Source organism: Paenibacillus selenitireducens (genome assembly GCF_002021565.1).
GTDB lineage: Bacteria > Bacillota > Bacilli > Paenibacillales > Paenibacillaceae > Paenibacillus_K > Paenibacillus_K selenitireducens.
Map to the genome: position 1 here is coordinate 112,810 of NZ_MSZX01000012.1, position 22,695 is coordinate 135,504.

Consider the following 22,695-nt stretch of genomic DNA (forward strand, 5'->3'; position numbering starts at 1 on the left):
TCAAGCCACCTTCGATATTTACTTTCCGAGTTTCACTGCTTCAGTCGTTAAAATCGTGGGTCTCTTGAAATTATGGGTTTCCGATACAATGTTAGACTCGATTATAACCAGCTAATATAAAGGTTTCAATTTTATTAGTTGTTATCGATTAACCTAAGCTACCTTTGAAATTCTAGTTCATTAATATCTACTAATGGATATTCACTAATAGTTCCTCTATTCATTTGTAATATTCGATCGTTACTGTAAATAATCCCTCTTTTATGTGTAGTGTAAAGAATAGTAGATTCTGCACACTCCACTCGAAAGTTTCCCCATACTATTTTTTCCGTAAGTTCATCTAATCCTGAGGTTGGCTCATCTAAAATAATCAGATCGGGCTTTAGAAGCATGATTCTTGCAAGTTCGAGCCTTTGTTTCTCTCCCTTAGAGAGTACATTTTTATCAATAATTAAGTTTAGACCGTCATTTTGAATATAAAGGTATTCTAAACAAAGTTTGTCCAGTATTTTTTTTATAACGTTGATATCTTTCTGTTCTTCCACAAGCCCATATGTAATATTATCCCACAAGCTCCCCCTAAAAACAGTGCTCTCATCTAACATAAATCCAATCGTAGGCTTATCTTTGTTTTTATTATGCGATAAAATAATTTCGCCATCATAAAGGTATAATCCAGCTATAAGTTTACAAAAAGTAGATTTTCCTGAACCGCTTTCCCCTACTAAGGCCACTTTTTCTTTAGAATATAATGTGAAATTAATATTCCTCATTAATTGTACATCATTAATAATAAGATTTACCTCTTTGCAAGCAAGTTTTTCATTAGATTCCTCGATCAAGTTATACTGATCATGAATAACAGTTTTCATTATCTCCTCTATTCTTTCATGAGAAGATAATAAGTCTTTATAGTGATGAATCCAACTGCTAAAGAATTGCATCGGAGAGGCTAGCGAATTTACCAATTGATTGAAAGCAATAAGAACACCAATTGATAATTGGCCTTGATAAATTAAATAAGCTCCTATTGCGAGAACTAGCATTTGCCTTGATCCAGAAATAATATTAGTAACAGCCGAAATGATCGACTGGCTAAAATAATATCTTTCGGTATTTTTTAAACATTCAGATAAAACATCTGTAAAACGAACAATTTCTTTCTCCTGCAATCTATTTAATCTTATATATATATATCGATTAATTATTTGCTTATATATTTCTAATAAATTTGAATCAGAAATCTTAAGAATATCTAATTTAGATTTCAAACGATTTGCACAAAAATAGTTATAGAAGTATTCAATCAACATCATTAATAATACACAAGCACTCAAAATAATGCTGCTCTTAAACATTAATATCAGAAGACCAATTATAAAAGTAAACTGAGTAAATGTTTTTATAAGGAGTTCTAAAGAAATTTGATTTATATGCTGTATATCACTATTTCCACGGTATATAATATCACCTTCCGAGTATTTTGAAAGGGAATTATAGTCTTTGGACAGATATGACGAGAGAAATTTTTTTCGAAAAATTAAACTAGATGAATTAAGTATTTTCACATAAAATAGTGTAGTAATTATATTTAGTATTCCATATAACAAGAAAAACAGAATCAAAAGTACAATAATTCTAAATAATTGGTTAAAATCAAAATTACTAATAATTTTATCAAATATTATTTGGATCAAGTACACAGGTATTAATGAAAAATAAGAAGTAAATATATTTAGTATAATTAAGGCTATTATCGATATAATAAATTTTTTAGATCTCACTTGAGAAAAAAAATAGGAAATGGGCCTTTTTTTCATGTATTTCACTCCGGAATTTTGACAATTATCGCTTTCCATTAATATCACTATTAAAAAACATTTAAAATAAAGTAATATTCTTTTCTACCTAACCGAGGTGCTTTTATAGTAAAATATATTTGCGTTTATGGGTTATGATTTATAACCCATAAACGCGAATCTTAAAATCTTATAAGACATGAAACTCGAGTTCCACAATCTGCACCTTTGGTGTTACATACATCAACTTTAACCGCACAATATCCTTTGCAATCTCCACCAACACCACCGGTGCCTGCGTCATTCCCATAAGGCTTAACGATAATATCCATATTTTCACCTCCTTTCGAAATAATGTCTATGCATTGGTGATTCACAAAATTGTGTTACCACTTGATAAAACATGGAGAATAACTATAACAGTCGCCACCCCTAATGTTGCATATATCAATTTTAACTCCACAATACCCTTTGCAATCTCCACCAACACCACCGGTACCTTGGTCATTCCCATAAGGCTTAACGATAATATTCATATTCTCACCTCCAATCAAAAATAATAATTATACATCTATAAATACTTTATTAACTTGCTGCTGAGAAAGAGAATGAATATTAAAATATCGTATTAATCGATCAATAATGTTGTATTTCAACTGATTACATTCAAAACTTTCTCCTTCTAAACTCATTTCAGGACATCTACCTTTGCATAATGGGAATATTGAACAATTCAAACATTTATCTGGAAAATCCCATTCAACCCATTTAACATATCTTTCTTTATTAATTATTCCATCAACTAAGGTTCCTACCTTCAAATTTGCTTTACCCACTTCATTCCAACATTTATAAAGATCTCCCTCTGAATCAATAACGAATGTATTATTCGTTACTGCAGTACAAACACTTCCTCCTAAATTAGTAGGATATAATTTACCCATGTTAAATCCTAAACTATCAGCATAATCTATTAATTCAGACTCCCATTTTGCAAATTGTTCAGTCAGCATACACGATTCAGACACAGACTGGCATGCTCCTTCATGAGCAGTAACCGGCGAAAAATAAATACTAACTTTATTATTCAATCCATTTGCCATTAATATTGGGAATATTCCGTACACATCTTTGACATTATTCTGTGATACATTAACTCTGATTCCGACATTAATTATGTCACAAATTTGCTTTATATTTTCTAAGATTTTATCAAAAGATCCATTCCCATTCCTTAATATTCTTGTTAAATTATGAGTTTCAGGACCGCCATCCAATGTTATTTGAACAAAACTTACCTTATTGTTATTCACTAGTGTTTCTGCAACATTTCTTGTTAGTAGGTATCCATTACTAACCATTGAAGCACTATAATCAATATTTCTTTCATCACACACTTTATTTATTTTTGTTGAAACTCTATCAATCATATCTTTTTGCAAAAGAGGCTCTCCACCATACCAAGTAATTGATAGGTGTTTCCTTCCTTCCAGATTATTTATAATAAAATTTAGTAGATCCTCTTCTTTTTTTTCATCAAAATAAGAATCAACATGTTCTTCATAGCAGTAAGGACATCTAAAATTGCATTGCAACGTTGTAGCGATAGTTAGTCCTAAATATTCATTTGAATATTTAGATTGGTTAGTCATATATTTATAGATTTTATATTCATCTGTTTTTTGATCAACGATAAACCCAGCTTCTTTTAACTTTTGAATATGTAATTCAGGAACCTGATGGCTTTTTGTTTCACGAATACTCTCCAAACTTCTTTGATAATCTTCATCTAAAATAACAAAACAACCTGTGTGGCTATTATATAGAAAGTTTTTTCCCTCCTGTTCAAAGCATAAATTAAATTTTGATACTTTATACATTCAAAATCCTCCCTAAATTATTATATTTTCAAACATTCTCTTACTTAAAAGTGAATGCAAAAATAATAAATAATATCAAAAAAAGAAATATATATTTATAAATACAAACAAATACAATTAACTACACAAAATTGATTATTTCCCATATATAATCAATTATTTGGAATTAACTGTATTTTTACTTTTTTCGTCATTAAAATCAGTGACAAATATCACACTTACGGAATTAATTGTTAGATTCTAGTAAATAAAGAATTGGGATAGTCGAAGGTAGTGGATGTGAACAATAGTTTTGATATGAAAAAAGAAAGATCGAAACTTGATATAATAGACGGATTAAACATTATGTCATTAAAACATCCAGTAGGAAGTCATTTTTTAAATATACCGTCTAAACTTAGTAGCATCGATCCAGCCCTTGGAGGAAGCCCTTAACGCATCGAATATATTCTTGTTCTGATTTATTGCATCACTAGAGAATTATTACCAATGAATTTCATGCTGAAGGAATAAGCAAACTAACTCTTCTCTCTACGTTTAATTCTGCGATAGAAATTTAACATCTGATTGATTTGCTCATCACTAAATACTTCAACCTTCACATCATCTTTCAATAACCTAACTTTCTTAGCTGGACTACTCTTTATTACCTCACACTCCACCATGTAGTTAAAGAAGGCTCTCATCCTCATTAGCTTTGTTTTTACGCTACCTGCTTTATTCTCTTTGTCCTGGCAATGAATCAAATAACTTTTCACATGCCTTTGTGTTATATTCTCTACATTGACTACTCCCTGCCAACACAGTAATTGATAAACTCACCGAGTAATGTTTGGTAATTTCTAATGTTCACCTTAGTCGTATTCTTAAACTTTCGGTCATCTAGAAAATCCTTAAATGCAAACTTTAACAACACAAAAAACCACTCCCTAATAAAATTATTAAGAAGTGGTCATTGCTTGATTTATTATTTATAACTGTGACTGCTTCTTAAATCAGGGTCAGAATAACCTCAATTTAAGGAGCAATTTGGTCAGACGTTTTAGAACAGAAAGGCTGGGAAGCCTTGTCAGTCCTACATCATGCCGCCCATTCCACCCATGCCGCCCATATCAGGCATAGCTGGTTTGTTCGGTTCTGGTTTGTCAGCGATAACCGCTTCTGTAGTCAAGAACATAGCTGCTACAGATGCTGCGTTTTGCAATGCATAACGTGTTACTTTCGCTGGGTCAACGATACCTGTCTCGATCATGTTTACCCATTCGCCAGTAGCTGCGTTATAACCGATGCCTACCGCTTCTTTTTTCAAACGCTCAACGATAACAGATCCTTCTTGACCTGCATTCGCTGCGATTGTGCGAACTGGCTCTTCCAATGCGCGCAAGATGATGTTCACGCCTGTTTTCTCATCGCCACTTGCTGCTACAGCTGCAACTGCGTTGTACACACTTACAAGCGCTGTACCACCACCTGCAACGATACCTTCTTCAACCGCTGCACGAGTCGCGTTCAATGCGTCTTCGATGCGCAATTTGCGTTCTTTCAATTCTGTTTCGGTTGCTGCACCAACTTTGATAACAGCTACGCCGCCAGCCAATTTAGCTAGACGCTCTTGCAATTTTTCTTTATCGAATTCGGAAGTTGTTTCATCCAATTGTGTACGGATTTGGTTCACACGAGCTTCGATATCTGATTTTTCACCATTACCATCAACGATGATTGTGTTGTCTTTGGTTACACGGATTTGACGTGCAGTACCCAATTGTTGGATCGTAGTAGTTTTCAAATCAAGACCCAATTCTTCTGTAATCACTTGACCGCCAGTCAATGCAGCGATATCCTGAAGCATTGCTTTACGACGGTCGCCAAAGCCAGGAGCTTTAACCGATACGCAAGTAAATGTTCCACGAAGCTTGTTCATGATCAATGTAGCTTGTGCTTCACCTTCAACATCTTCAGCGATGATTAGAAGTTGTTTGCCGGCTTGAACGACTTTCTCAAGTACTGGCAAGATTTCTTGGATGTTGGAGATTTTTTTGTCTGTGATCAAAATGTAGGCATTCTCAAGCACAGCTTCCATTTTGTCTGTATCTGTAATCATGTACGGGGAAGTGTATCCACGGTCAAATTGCATACCTTCAACCACTTCAAGCTCTGTTAAGAAGCCTTTGGATTCTTCAACCGTGATAACGCCGTCTTTGCCTACTTTTTCCATAGCTTCAGCGATCAATTCGCCCACTTCATCGTCCGCTGCAGAGATTGCCGCAACTTGTGCAATGGATTGTTTGCCTTCGATTGGTTTTGCAATTTTTTGCAATTCTTCAACCGCAGCACGAACCGCTTTGTCGATCCCTTTACGGATAACCATTGGGTTTGCACCCGCTGTTACGTTTTTCAAGCCTTCGCGAATCATCGCTTGTGCAAGAACCGTAGCTGTTGTTGTACCGTCACCGGCAACATCGTTTGTTTTGGTAGCTACTTCTTTAACCAATTGTGCACCCATGTTCTCGAATGCATCTTCTAATTCGATTTCTTTGGCAATCGTAACACCATCATTGGTGATCAATGGGCTGCCGAATTTTTTCTCAAGGACAACGTTGCGACCTTTGGGTCCTAATGTTACTTTTACTGCGTTTGCTAATGTATCTACACCACGAAGCATCGCACGGCGTGCTTCTTCGCTAAATTTAATTTCCTTTGCCATCGTAAAAAAACCTCCCTAATTTGTTGTTCATGATAACGCTGGTTGGTTCAATTAGCCGATAATCGCGTGGATATCGCTTTCTTTCATAATCAAATATTCTTTACCTTCAAACTTCACTTCTGTGCCAGCATATTTCGAGAAAATAATGCGGTCTCCTTCTTTCACTTCAAGAGGAACACGAACGCCGTCTTTCAATGCGCCGATGCCTACAGCAACTACTTTACCCTCTTGCGGTTTGTCCTTAGCGGAGTCTGGCAGTACGATTCCGAATGCCGTTGTTTCTTCTTTCTCGATTGCTTCAACTAATACGCGTTCACCTAAAGGTCTGATCATGAAAAATAGCCTCCTTTAAAATATGTTGTTATGCATTGTACGCTATGTGTAATGTATTAGCACTCGACATAGGATAGTGCTAATAACAAGTTTTATGATACCTATTTTACGGAAATATTTCAAGTCCTTTTAGCCAAATTTACACCAAATTTTCTCGAAATCCATCTTTATACACACCCTAGACATTCTATCCATCGAAATGCAAATTATGCCAGTTTACCAAAAAACGCCTAACGTGTCCAACGTTAAGCGTCTTGATTCTGTAGGTCTTCTTGTTCAAACTCCTCTTCCCATGCTTGTTCTCGTGCAAGCTGTTTCCTGTAGACGATCGAGGACATCCATACGCTGAACTCATATAATAAAATGAGCGGGATAGCCACGAGCGAATCGGATATCAGATCCGGCGGTGTAATGACCACACCAATGAAGATCAGAGCAAAATAAGCGACCCTGCGCATTTTGCGAAGTCTCTTCGGATTGACAATACGGATCTTCGTCAAGAACATAATCACGATCGGCAGCTCAAACAATAAGGATATCGGAATAATGATATTGAACAAAAACGAGAAATATTGCGTAACACCGTAGGTTTCTACAAGGCCCATATGCTTCGACATATCCGTCGTAAAGTTAAAGGCGAGCGGAAACACCACATAATAAGAAAAAGCGACTCCCGCTAAAAAAAGCAGAAGCACAAAAGGAATGTATTGCACCGTTCCTTTACGTTCAATTTCACGAAGGCCCGGACGAACAAATAACCAGACCTGATAGAACGTAAAAGGCAATCCGACGATCAGTCCGATTACAAAAGCAAATTTCATATATATGCCGATGGCGTCCCACATGGAGAAAGCATGAAAACTCATGTCTTTTACAGGGGCAATCGTAATCAAATAATTATAAATCGGATCCGTCACGATGAATCCAAGAATCATCCCAAGGACTAATACGATCAGGATATAGAAGATCCGTTTTCTTAGCTCACCGATATGTTCCCATACCGTCATATCATCTACTTGCTGCCCTGTCATACAACCACCACGCTAAACATTAGTCAGGTAAACGTTTGTTATTCACTTGCTGCGGATCTGCAGACGTTGACGCTGGAGCACTATCCACACTCCGAACTTCACGCTTCGCTGGCTTACGGTCCTCTTCATCATCCGTATCCGAGATAATGTCACGCGCACCTTCTTTGAACTCACGCAATGTCCGGCCTACAGCGCGACCTAATTGCGGAAGCTTGTTCGGTCCGAACAACAACAACGCTACAATAATAAGCAAAATAAAGCCTGTAACTCCGATGCCTCCCACTTGACACACTCCCCTTGTTCACTTCTTCAAGCTACTGTCCCTATTCCATTAACAACCGATTAACCCACCGTATCCCATGTCAATGATATCCTGTTCTTCAATTACATCTCCCGCCAAAATGCGCGGCAGCAGGACATCAAATGATGTGAACGGATCATGCATGACACAGCCCGGCAAGCCTAAAATCGGGATGCCCTCTAAATAGCCCATTAAGAGCATGGAGCCTGGCAACATAGGCGTTCCGTAGCGTATAATCTCTGCGCCTGCTTGCCGTATGGCTCCAGGAGTTCGATCATCCGGATCCACGGACATCCCACCTGTTAGCAGTATCATATCACACATTTGTTGCCTCAAATAGGAAATTTCCGTGACAATTTTCACCAAATCATCCGTCACAAAACGTTGTTCGACAATTTCCGATCCGAAGGCTTCCACCTTCGCACGAACAACGGGGCCGAACTTATCTTGAATCCTCCCGTGAAAGACCTCGCTCCCTGTCGTAATGAGACCTACACGGTGTTTGATGAAAGGACGCACTTGAATAACGGCTTGATCTGCCTGCGATTTCGGATTACGAAGCGCAGCACTCAGACGCTCGACTTCTTCCATTTTGGATTGCTTCGTAATTAAAGGAATGACACGTGTTGCCGCAAGCGATTGGCCGGGTTGTACGACGGTGTTCGTCTTGATTGTGGCTAATGCGATATCTCCCAGCCCATTGATGGCATCTACCGTCGGTTTATGTATTTGAGCTAACCCATGAATCTGGGATTTAATCGACACTTTTCCTTCATAAGGATCCGTGAGCACCGTGTTGTCACCTTGAAGCGCCCGTGCCATACGTAATGCCGCATCGTCCTCATGGATCTCATCCTCAGCCAGTTCAATGGCATAGATATGTGCCTTCCCGATATCTAATAGCTTCGGAATGTCTTCGTGCGTGATTCGGTGACCTTTACGAAACAGCCGGCCTTTGAACTGCCCCGGGATGATCTGCGTCAAATCATGCGCTAGCACCATCCCGATCGCCTCTTCGACAGGAACTTCACGTAAGGTTGAGGTCAGCCCGTGCTTAGTCATTGTGATCCTTGAAGCGCCCCGTAATAATATTGAGTGCATGCGGCAATTGATCCATCACAGCATCTAAATTCTCATGGACACCCTTTGGGCTGCCTGGTAAATTCATAATCAACGTTTTCCCGCGAATACCGCATACGCCGCGTGATAGCATGGCACGTCTCGTCTTCAGCATGGATGCCGCTCGCATCGCTTCTGCCATGCCAGGAACCTCGCGATCAATGATCTTCAAAGTCGCTTCCGGCGTCACGTCCCGTTCCGCAAGCCCAGTCCCGCCTGTCGTAATAATAAGATGAGTTTGGAAATAGTCCACCATTTCAATGAGCGCCGCCATAATCTCGTCCTTCTCATCCGGGACAATGCGGTACTCTACAATTTCGCCACCTAATTCTTCTTCGATGAGCTCTCGAATGACTTGCGCGCTCGTATCCTCGCGTTCACCTCTGGAGCCTTTATCACTTGCGGTTAGGATTCCTACTCTCCAGATCATGCCGTACCCCTCCCTCACATGGTTATTAAGCTATATATCTTACACTTGTCTTCCCAGTTGCCCTTACAGTTGCTTCTATAATAAGTGCATCTTCCTGGTGACTTAGGTTCATTTATGATCTATATAAAATGTCTGTTCTTCTGTAATGATATAGTCAACACGAAAATCATGGTCTTCCATGGGCACCGTATCTAATAATTGGAACTCAAACGCTAGTGCGACACGTCGGGGTTGGCGCTCTCCATTCTCTGAAGCCTGTTGTGCCATCCGCTCCATGAATCGATCATAGTACCCGCCGCCATAGCCCATTCTCCCCCCACCTTCATCAAATGCAAGTCCAGGAACAAGAATCCAATCCAAATTACACCATGATTCTACCGGAAAAAGCGGTAAAGTTAACTTAGGCTCACGTATTCCCCAGGTTCCGATCTCCAGATCAGCCTCGCTTCGAATGCGATAAAGCTCCAGTTGTTGTGTACTCTTGTCTACACGAGGTGCGTAGACTTCATATTTTCGATCCCAGCAGAAATGTATCAGTGGCATCAAATCGATTTCCGTTCGAAACGGGAGATAAATGAACACTTTACAGGGTCCATGATGATCCTGATTGCTATGGCTGAATAGCTGAGCCGTCGTGCGACATATTCGTTCCGATTTGGCTTTGTGTTCGCTTGGAAGTAGTGTCTTGCGAAGATGCTCCATACGTTTGCGAATGTCATGTTTTGTTCCCATCTTACAAATCACACCCTTAGTTTACCATTCTTCATTTACTTTCGCTAGTTTTCAGCGTTTTCCTTCCATTTCGTCGCACTTTCCCCAAATTTCATGTACAATATGAAGTATTGAAAACGTGAACATGTGTTGGAGGTATATCGAAATGCTGCTTCAAGCTTCAGGAATATCTAAAAATTATGGTGTAACTAATATTCTTTCTAATATTAACCTATTGGTCAATGAACGGGAACGCATCGGTCTAGTCGGTGTGAACGGCGCGGGTAAATCAACCCTTCTCAAAATTATTGCTGGTGAAATCCGGGCAGATCAAGGTCAAATTTTCAAAGCAAAAGAAACGCGCATCGGATATCTTGCCCAGAACAGCGGACTGCAATCGGAACGTTCCATCTGGGACGAGATGCTGCATGTCTTCGCTCATTTAATAGAGACGGAGAAGGAGCTTCGTTCCTTAGAAGAACAAATTGCCGATCCGGCACTCATGGCCGATGAGAAAAAATACGCGGATACGTTAAACCGTTACTCCACGCGTTCGGATTGGTTCCGTGAACAAGGCGGCTATGAGATGGAGACACGCATCCGTTCCATTTTGCATGGCATGGGGTTTGGAAGCTTCTCTTTTGACACCCCCATTCGCACACTAAGCGGCGGACAGAAAACACGCCTTGCCCTTGCTCGTATTCTGCTCCAAGCGCCAGATGTCCTCATGTTGGATGAGCCGACGAACTATCTGGATATTGAGACGTTAACCTGGCTAGAAGATTATTTACGCGGTTATTCCGGCGCCATCGTGGTGGTATCTCATGACCGTTACTTCTTGGATGCCCTGGTCACGACCATTGTCGAAATTGAGCGTCATCAATCGAAGCGATTCACAGGCAACTATAGCAAATACATCGAGCTCAAAGCAGCCGACTATGAAATTCAGAGTAAACATTATGAACGTCAACAGAATGAAATTGCGAAGATGGAAGATTTCATTCAGAAAAACATTGTTCGTGCGACCACGACCAAACGGGCACAGAGCCGACGCAAAGCCCTAGAGAAAATAGAACGACTCGATAAGCCGTTAGGCGATTTGAAGAAGGCATCCTTCACCTTCGAGGTGGAACAGACGACAGGAAAAGAAGTCCTTCAGGTGAATGACCTTTCCATGTCGTACCCGAATAAAGGCAGCTTATTCCAGCATGTCTCGCTTGATATGCGCCGGGGTGAGACGGTCGCACTGATCGGTCCGAACGGGATTGGCAAGTCCACCTTATTGAAAGCTCTGGTGGGTCAATTAGAACCTACGAACGGATCCATCTTCTGGGGAACGAATGTGAAGATCGGGTATTACGATCAGGAGCAGACAGGATTAAACCCGAATAACACGGTACTCGAGGAGCTCTGGTCGAACTATTCACACCTAGAAGAGGCTCGCATCCGTACGGTGCTCGGAAATTTCCTGTTCAGTGGCGAAGACGTATTGAAAAAAGTCATGGCGCTAAGCGGCGGGGAGAAAGCGCGAGTCTCTTTGGCGAAGCTCATGTTGAAGAAAGCCAACGTGCTCATCCTGGATGAGCCTACGAACCATTTGGACCTCTTTAGTAAAGAAGTCCTCGAATCGGCCTTAATGGACTATGACGGCACATTGCTATTCATCTCACATGACCGATACTTCCTTAATAAAATGGCAGAGCGTATCGTCGAACTGTCGCCCACAGGAACGCAACATTTCCTAGGAAATTACGATGACTATGTCGAAAAGAAACAAGAACTTGCCGAGATGCAAGCAGAAGCTTTATTAATCGCAAGCAAAGATAGTGCTGCCAATACTGCGACAGATAAGACAACAAGTGCATCATCCTTCGAAGATAATAAGCAAGCAAAACGCGAAGAACGCAGCAGACAACGTCGTCAAGAACAGCTTGAGGCGGAAATCGCGCAGCTCGAAGAGGAAATCACGGAACTTGAGCACCAATTAACGCTTCCTGAAGTTTATCAAGATTATGTGGTTGTACAGGAAACACAAGCGAAAATTGACGAGAAAAAAGCCCGTTTAACCCTAACTTATGAGCATTGGGAAGAGACCATGGCTTAGAAATCGAGTTGTGCACAGCATTATCCACAGAAAAAGTGAATAACTTTATCCACCTTGCGGCCTAATTGGCCGCATTTTTTATTGATTTATCGGGTTTAAAAGGCCTATTTCCAGAATTATTCACTTTTTTGTCCACATTATCCACAATATCAACATGAAAAAGGTGAAAAAGCTATCCCCCATTTGCAAAAATCTCGCACCACTGGGCGCCGTCGTATTGAATCACTTATTCACAGTTTTGATCTAATATGTGGATAACTTTGTCCACAAGGTCATAGGAGTAACTACTAATTCTAACTTTAACCCCTGTCTGTACATGAGAAAACCTCTATCGAGGCCTTTCAAAGATGAGCGACCGCGATTGGGTATAGGTCTTATCGCTAATAAGAAAGTCGTTTTCGAACGCCGAAAGCTAATACTTTCTTATGTAAGTCAAAAAAAGTCGAATCCTACGATTCGACTTTTCCCACTTTCAGCTCTTGAACCCATTCTCAATTCCAAGGAATTCTTCATAATACTCGCATGCCAAGATGCATTGAATGACGATGACGAACCTGTGACTCGAGTTCTAGACCGTTGTCGTTGGTATTTCACCTATTGAAGGTCATGATCATCATTGTACCCTACTCTTCACGAGCTGCGGCTGTCTCCTCCTCTTGATCCATACCAGGATGCATTTCATAAACCGCTTGATTGCAAGCTGAAATATAAGCTTGTGCGGAGGCTAACAGAATATCCTGATGCATGGAAGTACCTCGGTAGCTTTCCTCATTATGAATGATGGTCACGATCGCTTCACCATGAGCCCCTTCACCTGAGGAGAGCGAATGGATTTCCAAATCATCGAATTGTGCCGCAACAGGGATCGCTTGCTGGATACAATGGATGACCGCATCCAACGGCCCTGTGCCAATGCCGGAATAGGACTGCTCTGTGCCTTGATGTTCATCGCGAATCGTAACAGATGCCATATGCGCCCGTTGCGTTCCTGCTACCACCTGCAGATCAACTAACGTATATGCCTCAAGCGGCTGACCTTGACGGACGGACTGACCCACGATGCGAAGCAATTGATCATCCGTGACAATTTTCTGTGCATCTGCCACTTCTTTAAAGGCGTGGTATACCGTCTCCAGCTCTTGATCTTGCAGCGTGATACCAAATTGGGCAATCCGGTGCTTCAGTGCGTGGCGACCAGAATGTTTGCCTAGAATAATCATGCTGCGCGGGATCCCCAATTGCTCCGGATTCATGATTTCGTACGTGCTGCGATTCTTCAGCAATCCGTCTTGGTGGATTCCTGATTCATGCTGGAATGCATTACGTCCGACGACAGGCTTGTTATAGGCAATCGGGAAATGCATCGCACGACTTACCATTTTGGATGTCTCATAGATATGTGCGGGTTGAATATTTGTACTTGCAGACAATGCCGATTTACGCGTCTCGATCGCCATGACCAATTCCTCCAAGGAACAGTTCCCCGTCCGTTCGCCAACACCATTCACCGTCACTTCAATCTGCGACGCGCCTGCTTGAATGGCAGCCAAACTATTCGCCACAGCCAAGCCAAGGTCGTTATGGCAATGTGCGCTGTACTCCACCGTATCTCCGCCTCTAGCACCTTCACGAACCCGACGGAACATGTTGCCGTATTCCTCTGGAAGAGCGTATCCTACCGTATCCGGCAAGTTAATAATGGATGCCCCTTCGCCAATGGCTGTCTCCACCATCTCAATCAAGAAATCCATATCGCTTCGTGTGGCATCCATACACGTGAATTCGATACGATCCACAAATTGCTTCGCGTACGCGACGACCTCACGAGTCATCTGAATGACTTCTGCACGTGTCTTGCGTAGTTGATATTGTAAGTGAATATCTGAAGAGGACAAGAAGACATGGATACGTCGACGCGCCGCATCCTGCGTAGCACGAATGGCTGCATCAATGTCACCAAAGACTGCACGAGCAAAACCACAAATCTCAACTTCTTGGAACTGCTGTGAAATTTGCTTCACGGCTGTAAATTCACCAGGGCTCGAAATCGGAAAGCCAGGTTCAATCACGTCTACGCCTAGTTTCACCAATTGATTGGCAAGCACCATTTTCTGTTCCAGCGTTAATGTCGCACCAGGTGCTTGCTCGCCATCTCTTAGCGTCGTATCAAAAATGTGGATTCCCCGAAAAGCATTTGTATTGTTATTTGGGATGTGGATCATTATCATCATTCTCCTTATATTTTGAAATTGTGGATACAAAAAAAGCCTGCCATCTCTAATCAAGAGACGACAGGCCTAAACCGTCGCGGTACCACTCTCGTTGGCAAGGCGTCAACCCTACCCACTCCATGCTGTTGCCGCCAAAATAACGACTTCCAGCACATCCGTTCACGAGGATGAATCGTAACCGTGTAATGAATGCTGTTCTATAGCTTGTAGATACAGCTTCTTCCACCGTTCCGCTCCCGGACGAGTTCAGGCTCACGTTCGACTGCGTTGCACCCCCCCGCAGCTCTCTGATTTCCCGTGACAATCCTTACTACTTCCATTCATTGCGTTTATATTATTCAACTCACTTGCTTATGTCGGCATACAAAAAGCCTGCCATCTCTATATAAGAGACGACAGGCTGTAAAGTCCATCGCGGTACCACTCTTGTTGACGCCACTCGTAAATCTGACGTCCACCTCATGCCAACAAAATGATGTCCGGACAATCATTTCGCCGCCACCCGATCACGGAGGTTATCCGTAATGATGTACTGCCTAAGCCGCAGCCCAAGTTCCACCATTCCGCTTCCAGGCGAGCTTCCGTTATCCCTTCGACTGCGTTGCACCGACCCGCAGCTCTCTGAACCCAGCTTAACGTACTACTCCTGTTCATTGCGTTTACAAATATTAGTTGATAATTGATTGTTATTATATTCCCCTGATTTTGGAATGTCAATACATCTTTTTTGGAATTGGAGGTTTCTCATCATCCGTTGTGATATAATACACATTGCAACGAAAAAAACTACTTATCTACGATGAGGTGATTTCCTTGGCTGGTTCATGGTTATCTATGCATGGCCTTTCCATTTTCGCATCTATATTCGGCGGCTCAGCGGTCATCTTTCTCCGTCTGCGCGCCGCGAACAAACCAACTTCAATGAAAAAAATAATAATGCCGCCTGTTGGAATGGTCTCCGGGTTCCTGATGTTCGTCGTCCCTATATTCCGGGTTCCATGGAGTTGGGCACTATTATCGTTCCTAGTCGGGGCTGTTCTGTTCTCTTATCCCTTAATCAAAACATCACGATTCGAACATAAAGATAATCAAGTCTATCTGAAACGCTCGAATATGTTTATCGTTGTCATTGTCGGCCTTCTCGTGCTGCGTGTCATCCTTCATGACGTGCTCGAGCAATATATTACGGTTCCGCAAAGTGCCGGCCTGTTCTTCATCCTTGCCTTCGGCATGTTGCTGCCGTGGCGTCTAGCCATGCTCATGCAGTATCGCAAACTACAATCATCGCATTCGGAATGACTTTATCATACTGTATTATCTGAAGAAACCCTCGCCATCCGCGAGGGTTTCTCTTAATCCAGCCAACCTTTTTTACGTGCAATCTCTATCGCTTCGATTCGCGTATTTGCTCCAAGCTTACTGATCGCTTCCGACATATAATTACGTACGGTTCCATAGGACAGGAATAGCTGAGCACCGATTTCTTGAAGAGTTAATCCCTGAGAAGCTAGCTTCATAACATCGCGCTCTCTAGGGGACAATGGACAGGGATTCTCCCATACCGCGAGGGACAATTCCGCGTTGATCACACGTTTGCCATCATGAACCCGACGAATCGCATCCGATAATTCATCACTGTCTGTATCTTTGAGCATATAGCCATATACCCCAGCCTGCATCGCTCGCTGAAAATAGCCGGGGCGCGCAAACGTCGTCAGGATAATCACACGACAAGCTCCCCCGGAATGCTGAATCGCTTCGGCAACATCTAACCCTGTTTTTAACGGCATCTCAATGTCCAACACTGCGATATCGGGCTGAAATTGCTGAATTAATGATAACGCTTCTTCCCCATTTTCGGCCTCACCAACAACTTCAATATCATCTTCCAACGATAGCAAGGTTGCCAATGCTCCCCGTAATAATCGTTGATCTTCTCCCAGAATAATTCGAATCATCCCATGGCACCTACTTTCTCATTGCGTATTACTCGAGGAATATGTACAGATACTTCCGTCCCTTTGCCTGACGATGATGAAAGCGACATACGACCGTCTACCAGGACAAGACGCTGCCGTAATCCAGCCATACCATTGCTGCTGTTATAGGCTTGATCCGGGTCTAATCCAATGCCGTCATCACTTACGGTTACACGGACTTCCCCTTCTTGAATCTCCAAAAGGACCATACAGCTTATTGCCCGGCTATGCCGTACCACGTTCGTTATCATCTCGCGAAAGCACATCGCTAGCACCGTCTCCTGAAGCGGTGTTAACGGGAGCGGATTCTTCGCTAAAGCGTCTCCATCCAATCCATTGGAAGGCGAGCGATCCGAAACCGATTGGTATTCAAACTTAAGCTTAATTCCAGCAGTCGAGCATAAGGAAACGGCATGCTTATATTCGTCAGCAAAGTAGGCAACTTTCATCTCTGTAACTAGTTCACGCATTTGTTTCAGGGCGGCACGCGCCGTTTCGCGTATTTCACGAGCCTCTTGTATGGCTCTTTCAGGATTGCGTTCGACCAATTTCTCCACGACCTGCCCCTTTAATGCAATTAAAGATAACGTATGTCCCAAGGTATCATGTAGCTCACGTGCTATGCGCTGGCGTTCTTCCTGTTGCGCCGTTCGTTCTGCGGTTACTCCTCGCAGCCGCTCAGTCATCTGCTGAAATTGTATCGAAGCCCGAATGATATACGGCAGAACACAGACGCCGAATACAGGCGTCAGCAATCCGAACCATAATTGGGGACCCGCTTCACCTATATAAGGAACAACGATAGCCCCCATGCCTATGATGAACGCAATGGTCGTCGAGAGTAATATCGTCAACTTTTGTTTACTGAGCGGATGAGCGATCATAAACCCTGCAAAAGAATACATCGGGTGGAACACAGCCGCTAAAATCAAGAGTATACCCACCTGTGTCAATAGGATTTGTGGAGCCCATTTGGCATGATAGTAGAATTGGCGAAACAATATAACGAATAAGCCAAGCAGAACAAAACCAATCCACTGTGTTCGAGATGGCTCGTGAAGTAAAAAATACACTGGAATAAGTAGATTCGTGATCAAAAAATAGGGGGCGACTCCCTCTGATCTTGGAAACAGCCGCCATTTCTCTAGATTCAATTACACCGCTTCCCGTCGATTAAAAATATACACTGATAGTACCATACATCCGAGACCACAGCCTATCAATATCATGAAATCCATGCTAGCGGGCGTATTTCCAGCAACCATATTCCATGCGCCATTCGCGTATCGGTGTGAAGGAAGCCATTCTCCTATAGATTGCATCCATTGCGGCAGCGTGCTAAGCGGCATCCACAGCCCACCCATGATCGCAAGCCCCATTTGCAAGATATTCCCGATCGCAATGGCCGTATTGGCATTCTTAAGTGTTCCTAACAAAGCTCCTAGAGCCAGAAAAGGCAGGCTGCCCATCCATAACCACAATCCACAAGAAATCCACTGGCCCCCCGAAAGTTGTATATCATGTACAAGACCAGCGGATAGAAAAATAACAGAGATCACGATCAGTTGAATAACCATTTGTGCTACAAGCTTGCTTCCAAGCCAGACGGCTGGAGTTAGCGGAGTTAATCGCAGCAAACGTACCCATCCGTCTTGATGTTCGAAGGATAGACGTATACCGAATTGACTCACTGCGGTACCGATCAAACTGAATGCAGTCATGGACATCAGCGAGAATACGCCCCATGTCGTGGATTGAATGGACTTATCCGCTCCGTTTAAGCTCGTAAATAAGAAGTAGAATCCCAGCGGCATCGCGATTGAGAATAATAAGAAGAACGGGCTGCGTATGATTCGAAGGCTTTCCGCCTTGGTTTGGGCAATGAACATCTGTAACATGATGAGATTCCTCCTAGGATAGACTATTTTTCGTCAGGGTAGATCGGTTCGTGTCCGTAAGACTACGAAAGGCATCTTCTAAGCTGGCTGACTGTACATCAATATCTGTAACTCCCCAATTGGACTGCATGAGGGTGAATAGCAATTGATCGGTCTCATGTGCGTGGAGACGAATTCGATCTCCATAACATTCTGCCTTCTCGACACCGGGCAGCTGGAGCCATTCATGTTCTTTCGGGGCATTCGCAGATCGAAAAGAAACCGTTCGAAGCGCTGCCTGTGCTTTTAACCTTTCAGGCGCCCCTTCTGCGACGACACATCCATTCGCAATTACCGCGATGTGATCCGCGACCGCATCTGCTTCCTCCAAGTAATGCGTGGTTAAGAGCACCGTACGACCATCGCTTGCGAGCGCTCGAATCGTCTCCCAGAAGCGTCCGCGCGCCTCGACATCCATCCCTACCGTAGGCTCATCAAGCACGATAAGCTCCGGATTCCCTGCCAAGCTCTGCGCGAAAGCCAATCTGCGGCGCTGTCCTCCTGACAACGCCGAAGCTCTACGCTTCGCATCGGCATGAAGGCCTGATATATCGAACAATCGCTCAAGCGACATCGGATTCCGATAATAACTGCGGAACAGTTGAAGCACTTCTCTGACCGTGAGCCCATCCGCTGCCCGCACATCTTGCATAAGCGCTCCGACACGTTGACGTAATTCTTTCGTACCAGAAGGTAATCCTAATACCCGAACTTCACCTGACGTCGGTCTCATCATCCCGAGCATCATGGATATCGTCGTGGTCTTGCCAGCGCCATTCGGTCCGAGTAATGCGGATATTCGACCTTGTTCGAATTGGAGGTTTATTTGATCAACGGCGCGGAAATCGCCGAATTGCTTCACGAGATTTATACATTCAATGGCTTTTGTCATCTTTTATCATCCTTCGCTATCGTGATCTTCGTTACTTGATGTCCTTATTGTAGCGAAGAAGCCGTATCCACAATTAGTGTAGGTTGTCATGAAGTGCATATGACATTTGTCAGAAAGAGTCACAGGGCACAAAAAAAGAAGGACCCTGAGGCCCTTCTCTTCTTCAAACAACATATATCATTTTGAACTTGGTATGATTCAGATTAGCTTTGAACAGACCATGCCTCTAGAGACAATGTTGGTTCCCCTTTAATCTCTTGCGTCGTAATTTCGCCGCGCTTCCACTTCAAATAGGCAGCCGCCCCAATCATTGCTGCATTGTCGCTGCACAGGGAGAATGGCGGGATCAAGAGCGGCAATCCTTCCTTATCACAACGCGCGGTTAGCGCTTCTCGCAATCCCCGATTGGCAGCCACCCCGCCACATAGAACCAATTGCTTCACACCGTACTCTTTTGCCGCACGGATGGATTTCTCGGTTAATACATCAATGACAGATTCCTGGAAACCCCGCGCCACTTTCGAGAAGTCCAGATTCTCATTCCGCATTTTTGTCTGATTAATGACATTCAATACTGCGGACTTCAATCCACTGAAGCTAAAGTCATACGATCCAGGTTCTAGCCAAGCACGAGGCAATTCCACCGCGCCTTCCGCTTCCTGCGCAAGGCGATCCACGTGAGGTCCTCCGGGATACGGAAATTGGAGCGCACGTGCTACTTTATCATAAGCTTCACCAACAGCGTCATCGCGTGTTCGCCCAATCACTTGGAAGACACCTTCCCGCTCCATCAGCACGAGCTCCGTATGCCCACCCGACACAACCAGCGCCAGACACGGATATTCCATCTCATGCACGAGCTGATTCGCGTAGATATGTCCCGCAATATGATGCGTTCCGATCAATGGCAAGTCCAATGCTAAGGCTAAGGATTTCGCCGCTACGACGCCGACCAGGAGTGCACCGACCAAGCCGGGCCCCATGGTTACCGCGATGGCGGATAGATCTGTTAGCGCAATGCCTGATTCCTCCACCGCTTCTTCAATCGTCACCGTAATGGTCTCCACATGCTTGCGCGAGGCCACTTCCGGAACAACTCCACCGAACCGTTTATGCGTCTCAATCTGACTTGCGACAATATTTGATAAGATCTCTTTGCCGTTTTTGATGACAGCAACGGAGGTTTCATCGCAACTCGTTTCTATCGCAAGAATATAACTCGGGTTATCATTACGCTCGTTACTCATGGTTGTCACCCGCTTCCTCCATTCCAATCGCTCCCCATTCCGCAGGGATGTCTGCCCACATAATCATCGCATCTTCATTGTTATCCGAATAATAACGCGGACGTATCCCGGCGGATGTAAACCCAAATTTCTTATATAAATTCTGCGCAACCGTATTGGATACGCGGACTTCCAGCGTCATTTTACGCATGCCCACATAACTTGCAGTTCGCATCATTTCGGATAGCAATCTTGCCCCAAGTTTCTGTCCCCGATAGTCCTGATGAACCGCAATATTCGTCACATGGGCTTCATCCATAATCGTCCACATGCCGCCATAACCGATAATCTTCCCGTCCAATTCCATCGCCATATAGCGGGCAAAATGATTCCGTTTCAATTCATTGCGGAACGCTTCGGCGGTCCATGGTAGCGTAAAAGCTTGTTTCTCTAACTCCACGATGGTCGGAATATCTTCCAGACGCATCAATCGAAAACAGAGACCGTTATCCGTCCGTTTTTCCTGCTCTTCCATGATTCGAATCCTCCTTTTACTGCTTCTTAAGCAGGTTCGCTTCCGCTTCTGCCAGCTGCGTATAATTCGGTTCCAGGCGGTGCGCATCATCTGACTCCCCTTGTAACAATCGCTTGCCTCCAGTAAGTCCCAACCAACGCGCTTCCATGGTATTCGGCACAATGCTTACGGGACAGCCGATACTCGATTGTAATCGTTCAGCCTCTGTTCGATGCAGTTCCACGTCACCGACAACCCAAATATGGGACGGAATACCTTCCGTGACGGTTCGTTCTATTAATTGGTCTACCCAATCCTTCATCAGACGAACCCGATCCTCCTGAACCCCTTGCCATCCAATCTTCTCACCATTCAATTGTCCTTGCCATAGCGACGTATAGACTTGTCCGCGACGCGCATCCATCATAGGGATCACCCAATGTACATCAGCTTGTCCTTCAACCCATTCACCCAAAGGAAGCATGACCTCACGCGGTGAATCCTGGAGCATCTCCGTTCCTTGCTGCCACCCGGCTAACGCCAAACCTTCCAGACTGGATACGCCGACAATAGGCTTTTTAGAGACCCATGCGAGTGTTTTCCCCACCGTAACACCAATGCGGACACCTGTGTAAGAACCAGGTCCGCGACCTACGATAATCCCATCTATATCTTGTACTTGCAGAGCCAGCGCATCCAGCGCTTCTTTAATCGTCGGCGTCAAATATAAAGAGTGATTCCGTTCTGCCGAAGAGCAAATTTCCTTCAATACCTTCGTTCCCTCTACCACTGCGACAGTCAGCATATGGGTAGAAGTATCTATGGCCAAGTACCGTTTCTGCGACATCTGTTGTTCCGTCATGATTGACTATACTCCATTCTCGTTCAGTTTCTCGCACCATGATGCATAGGGCACCCCTTGCGCTTTACAATGAAACAGGCGTTCTGTCTCTCCAGCATATTCAATGTAAATATGAAGATGCGCGGGCGGGAGAAGCTCTGTAATCAGGCTAGACCACTCGACAACCGTTAAGCCTTCGCCGTAAAAATATTCATCAAGCCCCAGCTCGTCCGCTTCTTCCATCGAAATCCGATATACATCCATATGGTAAAAAGGAAGCTTCGCTCCTTCATACTCTTTAATAATCGTAAACGTCGGGCTGTTTACCACATCCTTCACCCCGATCGCTCGTGCGAGCGCTTGTGAAAAGCGCGTCTTCCCAGCTCCTAAATCGCCGTCCAATGCAATAACAGCGCCCGGTTCTATCCAGTAGGCCAGCCGTTTGGCCAGTTGCTCCGTATCCGCTTCAGACGCAGATCGAAATGTAAACATGTGCGACAACACCTTCAACTCCAATTCTAGGGGGGTTCATGTCCTTTATTATATCATCCTTGCCTCTGCCTGCAATATTGCATACCCTGCACAAAAAAAGCCCGATCCCTGGCAGCACGTCTTACGCACTGAGGGCTCGGGCTTCTCAAATTCACATCCGATTTCATCACT

General features: G+C 43.6%; 22 protein-coding genes and 2 other annotated features. Of the genes, 2 read left to right on the forward strand and 20 right to left on the reverse strand.

What is annotated here, in order from left to right; translation table 11 throughout:
* Positions 1-158: 158 nt before the first annotated feature.
* From BVG16_RS25345 to BVG16_RS25390, 11 genes are all read right to left on the reverse strand, one after another.
* Complete coding sequence (locus BVG16_RS25345; RefSeq protein ID WP_078501991.1) at positions 159-1,859, reverse strand: ATP-binding cassette domain-containing protein; 1,701 nt, start codon at positions 1,857-1,859, stop codon at positions 159-161.
* Between the two features lie 122 nt (positions 1,860-1,981).
* On the reverse strand, positions 1,982-2,131 hold the full coding sequence (locus tag BVG16_RS32940) for a hypothetical protein (RefSeq protein WP_158081789.1): 150 nt from the start codon (positions 2,129-2,131) through the stop codon (positions 1,982-1,984).
* A gap of 231 nt (positions 2,132-2,362) precedes the next feature.
* Positions 2,363-3,679, reverse strand: a complete 1,317-nt coding sequence (locus BVG16_RS25350) for a radical SAM/SPASM domain-containing protein (protein ID WP_078501992.1) — start codon at positions 3,677-3,679, stop codon at positions 2,363-2,365.
* A 518-nt stretch (positions 3,680-4,197) separates the two neighbouring features.
* The gene (locus tag BVG16_RS33480) at positions 4,198-4,437 is read right to left on the reverse strand and encodes a hypothetical protein (RefSeq protein WP_233147168.1); all 240 of its coding nucleotides are present in this window, start codon (positions 4,435-4,437) and stop codon (positions 4,198-4,200) included.
* Between the two features lie 317 nt (positions 4,438-4,754).
* Complete coding sequence (groL, locus tag BVG16_RS25360) at positions 4,755-6,383, reverse strand: chaperonin GroEL (protein ID WP_078501993.1); 1,629 nt, start codon at positions 6,381-6,383, stop codon at positions 4,755-4,757.
* Positions 6,384-6,434: 51 nt separating this feature from the next.
* Positions 6,435-6,716 carry a co-chaperone GroES gene (gene groES / locus BVG16_RS25365; protein WP_078501994.1) on the reverse strand — a complete coding sequence of 94 codons (282 nt, stop codon included), beginning with the start codon at positions 6,714-6,716 and terminating at the stop codon, positions 6,435-6,437.
* 245 nt (positions 6,717-6,961) lie between these two features.
* Positions 6,962-7,747, reverse strand: a complete 786-nt coding sequence (tatC, locus tag BVG16_RS25370; protein ID WP_078501995.1) for a twin-arginine translocase subunit TatC — start codon at positions 7,745-7,747, stop codon at positions 6,962-6,964.
* A gap of 19 nt (positions 7,748-7,766) precedes the next feature.
* Positions 7,767-8,030, reverse strand: a complete 264-nt coding sequence (locus BVG16_RS25375) for a twin-arginine translocase TatA/TatE family subunit (RefSeq protein ID WP_078501996.1) — start codon at positions 8,028-8,030, stop codon at positions 7,767-7,769.
* A gap of 48 nt (positions 8,031-8,078) precedes the next feature.
* A complete protein-coding gene (locus BVG16_RS25380) occupies positions 8,079-9,110 on the reverse strand; it encodes a molybdopterin-binding protein (RefSeq protein ID WP_078501997.1) in 1,032 nt (343 codons plus the stop codon).
* Positions 9,103-9,597 carry a MogA/MoaB family molybdenum cofactor biosynthesis protein gene (locus BVG16_RS25385; RefSeq protein WP_078501998.1) on the reverse strand — a complete coding sequence of 165 codons (495 nt, stop codon included), beginning with the start codon at positions 9,595-9,597 and terminating at the stop codon, positions 9,103-9,105. Before BVG16_RS25385 ends, BVG16_RS25380 begins: the two co-directional genes overlap by 8 nt.
* A 108-nt stretch (positions 9,598-9,705) precedes the next feature.
* On the reverse strand, positions 9,706-10,329 hold the full coding sequence (locus BVG16_RS25390; RefSeq protein ID WP_078501999.1) for a 5-formyltetrahydrofolate cyclo-ligase: 624 nt from the start codon (positions 10,327-10,329) through the stop codon (positions 9,706-9,708).
* A 145-nt stretch (positions 10,330-10,474) separates the two neighbouring features.
* Here BVG16_RS25390 and BVG16_RS25395 point away from each other — a divergent pair, with 145 nt between their 5' ends.
* Positions 10,475-12,412, forward strand: coding sequence for an ABC-F family ATP-binding cassette domain-containing protein (locus tag BVG16_RS25395; protein ID WP_078502000.1), 1,938 nt, complete (start codon positions 10,475-10,477; stop codon positions 12,410-12,412).
* A 623-nt stretch (positions 12,413-13,035) separates the two neighbouring features.
* On the opposite strand, the gene BVG16_RS25405 is transcribed toward BVG16_RS25395, so the two are convergent.
* Positions 13,036-14,634: a 2-isopropylmalate synthase gene (locus tag BVG16_RS25405; RefSeq protein WP_078502002.1), complete on the reverse strand. Its 1,599-nt coding sequence runs from the start codon at positions 14,632-14,634 to the stop codon at positions 13,036-13,038.
* Positions 14,635-14,693: 59 nt separating this feature from the next.
* Positions 14,694-14,976 (reverse strand) — a binding site (T-box leader).
* Between the two features lie 52 nt (positions 14,977-15,028).
* Positions 15,029-15,306 (reverse strand) — a binding site (T-box leader).
* A 150-nt stretch (positions 15,307-15,456) separates the two neighbouring features.
* On the opposite strand from BVG16_RS25405, the gene BVG16_RS25415 reads away from it, so the two are divergent.
* Positions 15,457-15,942, forward strand: coding sequence for a CcdC family protein (locus tag BVG16_RS25415; RefSeq protein ID WP_198957535.1), 486 nt, complete (start codon positions 15,457-15,459; stop codon positions 15,940-15,942).
* Between the two features lie 53 nt (positions 15,943-15,995).
* Here the strand turns inward: BVG16_RS25415 and BVG16_RS25420 are convergent, their stop codons facing one another.
* The 8 genes from BVG16_RS25420 to tsaE form a co-directional block, all read right to left on the reverse strand.
* Positions 15,996-16,601: a response regulator transcription factor gene (locus BVG16_RS25420; RefSeq protein WP_078502004.1), complete on the reverse strand. Its 606-nt coding sequence runs from the start codon at positions 16,599-16,601 to the stop codon at positions 15,996-15,998.
* Positions 16,598-17,776 (reverse strand): sensor histidine kinase, encoded by a 1,179-nt coding sequence (locus BVG16_RS25425; protein WP_078502005.1) that lies wholly within the window; start codon positions 17,774-17,776, stop codon positions 16,598-16,600. The genes BVG16_RS25420 and BVG16_RS25425 overlap by 4 nt, the downstream gene beginning before the upstream one ends.
* Positions 17,777-18,520: an ABC transporter permease gene (locus BVG16_RS25430; RefSeq protein ID WP_078502006.1), complete on the reverse strand. Its 744-nt coding sequence runs from the start codon at positions 18,518-18,520 to the stop codon at positions 17,777-17,779.
* Between the two features lie 13 nt (positions 18,521-18,533).
* Complete coding sequence (locus BVG16_RS25435; protein WP_078502007.1) at positions 18,534-19,451, reverse strand: ABC transporter ATP-binding protein; 918 nt, start codon at positions 19,449-19,451, stop codon at positions 18,534-18,536.
* A 203-nt stretch (positions 19,452-19,654) separates the two neighbouring features.
* The gene (tsaD, locus tag BVG16_RS25440; RefSeq protein ID WP_078502008.1) at positions 19,655-20,698 is read right to left on the reverse strand and encodes a tRNA (adenosine(37)-N6)-threonylcarbamoyltransferase complex transferase subunit TsaD; all 1,044 of its coding nucleotides are present in this window, start codon (positions 20,696-20,698) and stop codon (positions 19,655-19,657) included.
* Positions 20,691-21,212 (reverse strand): ribosomal protein S18-alanine N-acetyltransferase, encoded by a 522-nt coding sequence (gene rimI, locus BVG16_RS25445; RefSeq protein ID WP_078502009.1) that lies wholly within the window; start codon positions 21,210-21,212, stop codon positions 20,691-20,693. Before rimI ends, tsaD begins: the two co-directional genes overlap by 8 nt.
* 16 nt (positions 21,213-21,228) lie before the next feature.
* Entirely contained in the window at positions 21,229-22,053 is an 825-nt protein-coding gene (gene tsaB, locus BVG16_RS25450; protein WP_078502010.1) for a tRNA (adenosine(37)-N6)-threonylcarbamoyltransferase complex dimerization subunit type 1 TsaB, read from the reverse strand.
* Between the two features lie 6 nt (positions 22,054-22,059).
* Positions 22,060-22,524 carry a tRNA (adenosine(37)-N6)-threonylcarbamoyltransferase complex ATPase subunit type 1 TsaE gene (tsaE, locus tag BVG16_RS25455; RefSeq protein WP_078502011.1) on the reverse strand — a complete coding sequence of 155 codons (465 nt, stop codon included), beginning with the start codon at positions 22,522-22,524 and terminating at the stop codon, positions 22,060-22,062.
* Positions 22,525-22,695 lie beyond the last annotated feature (171 nt).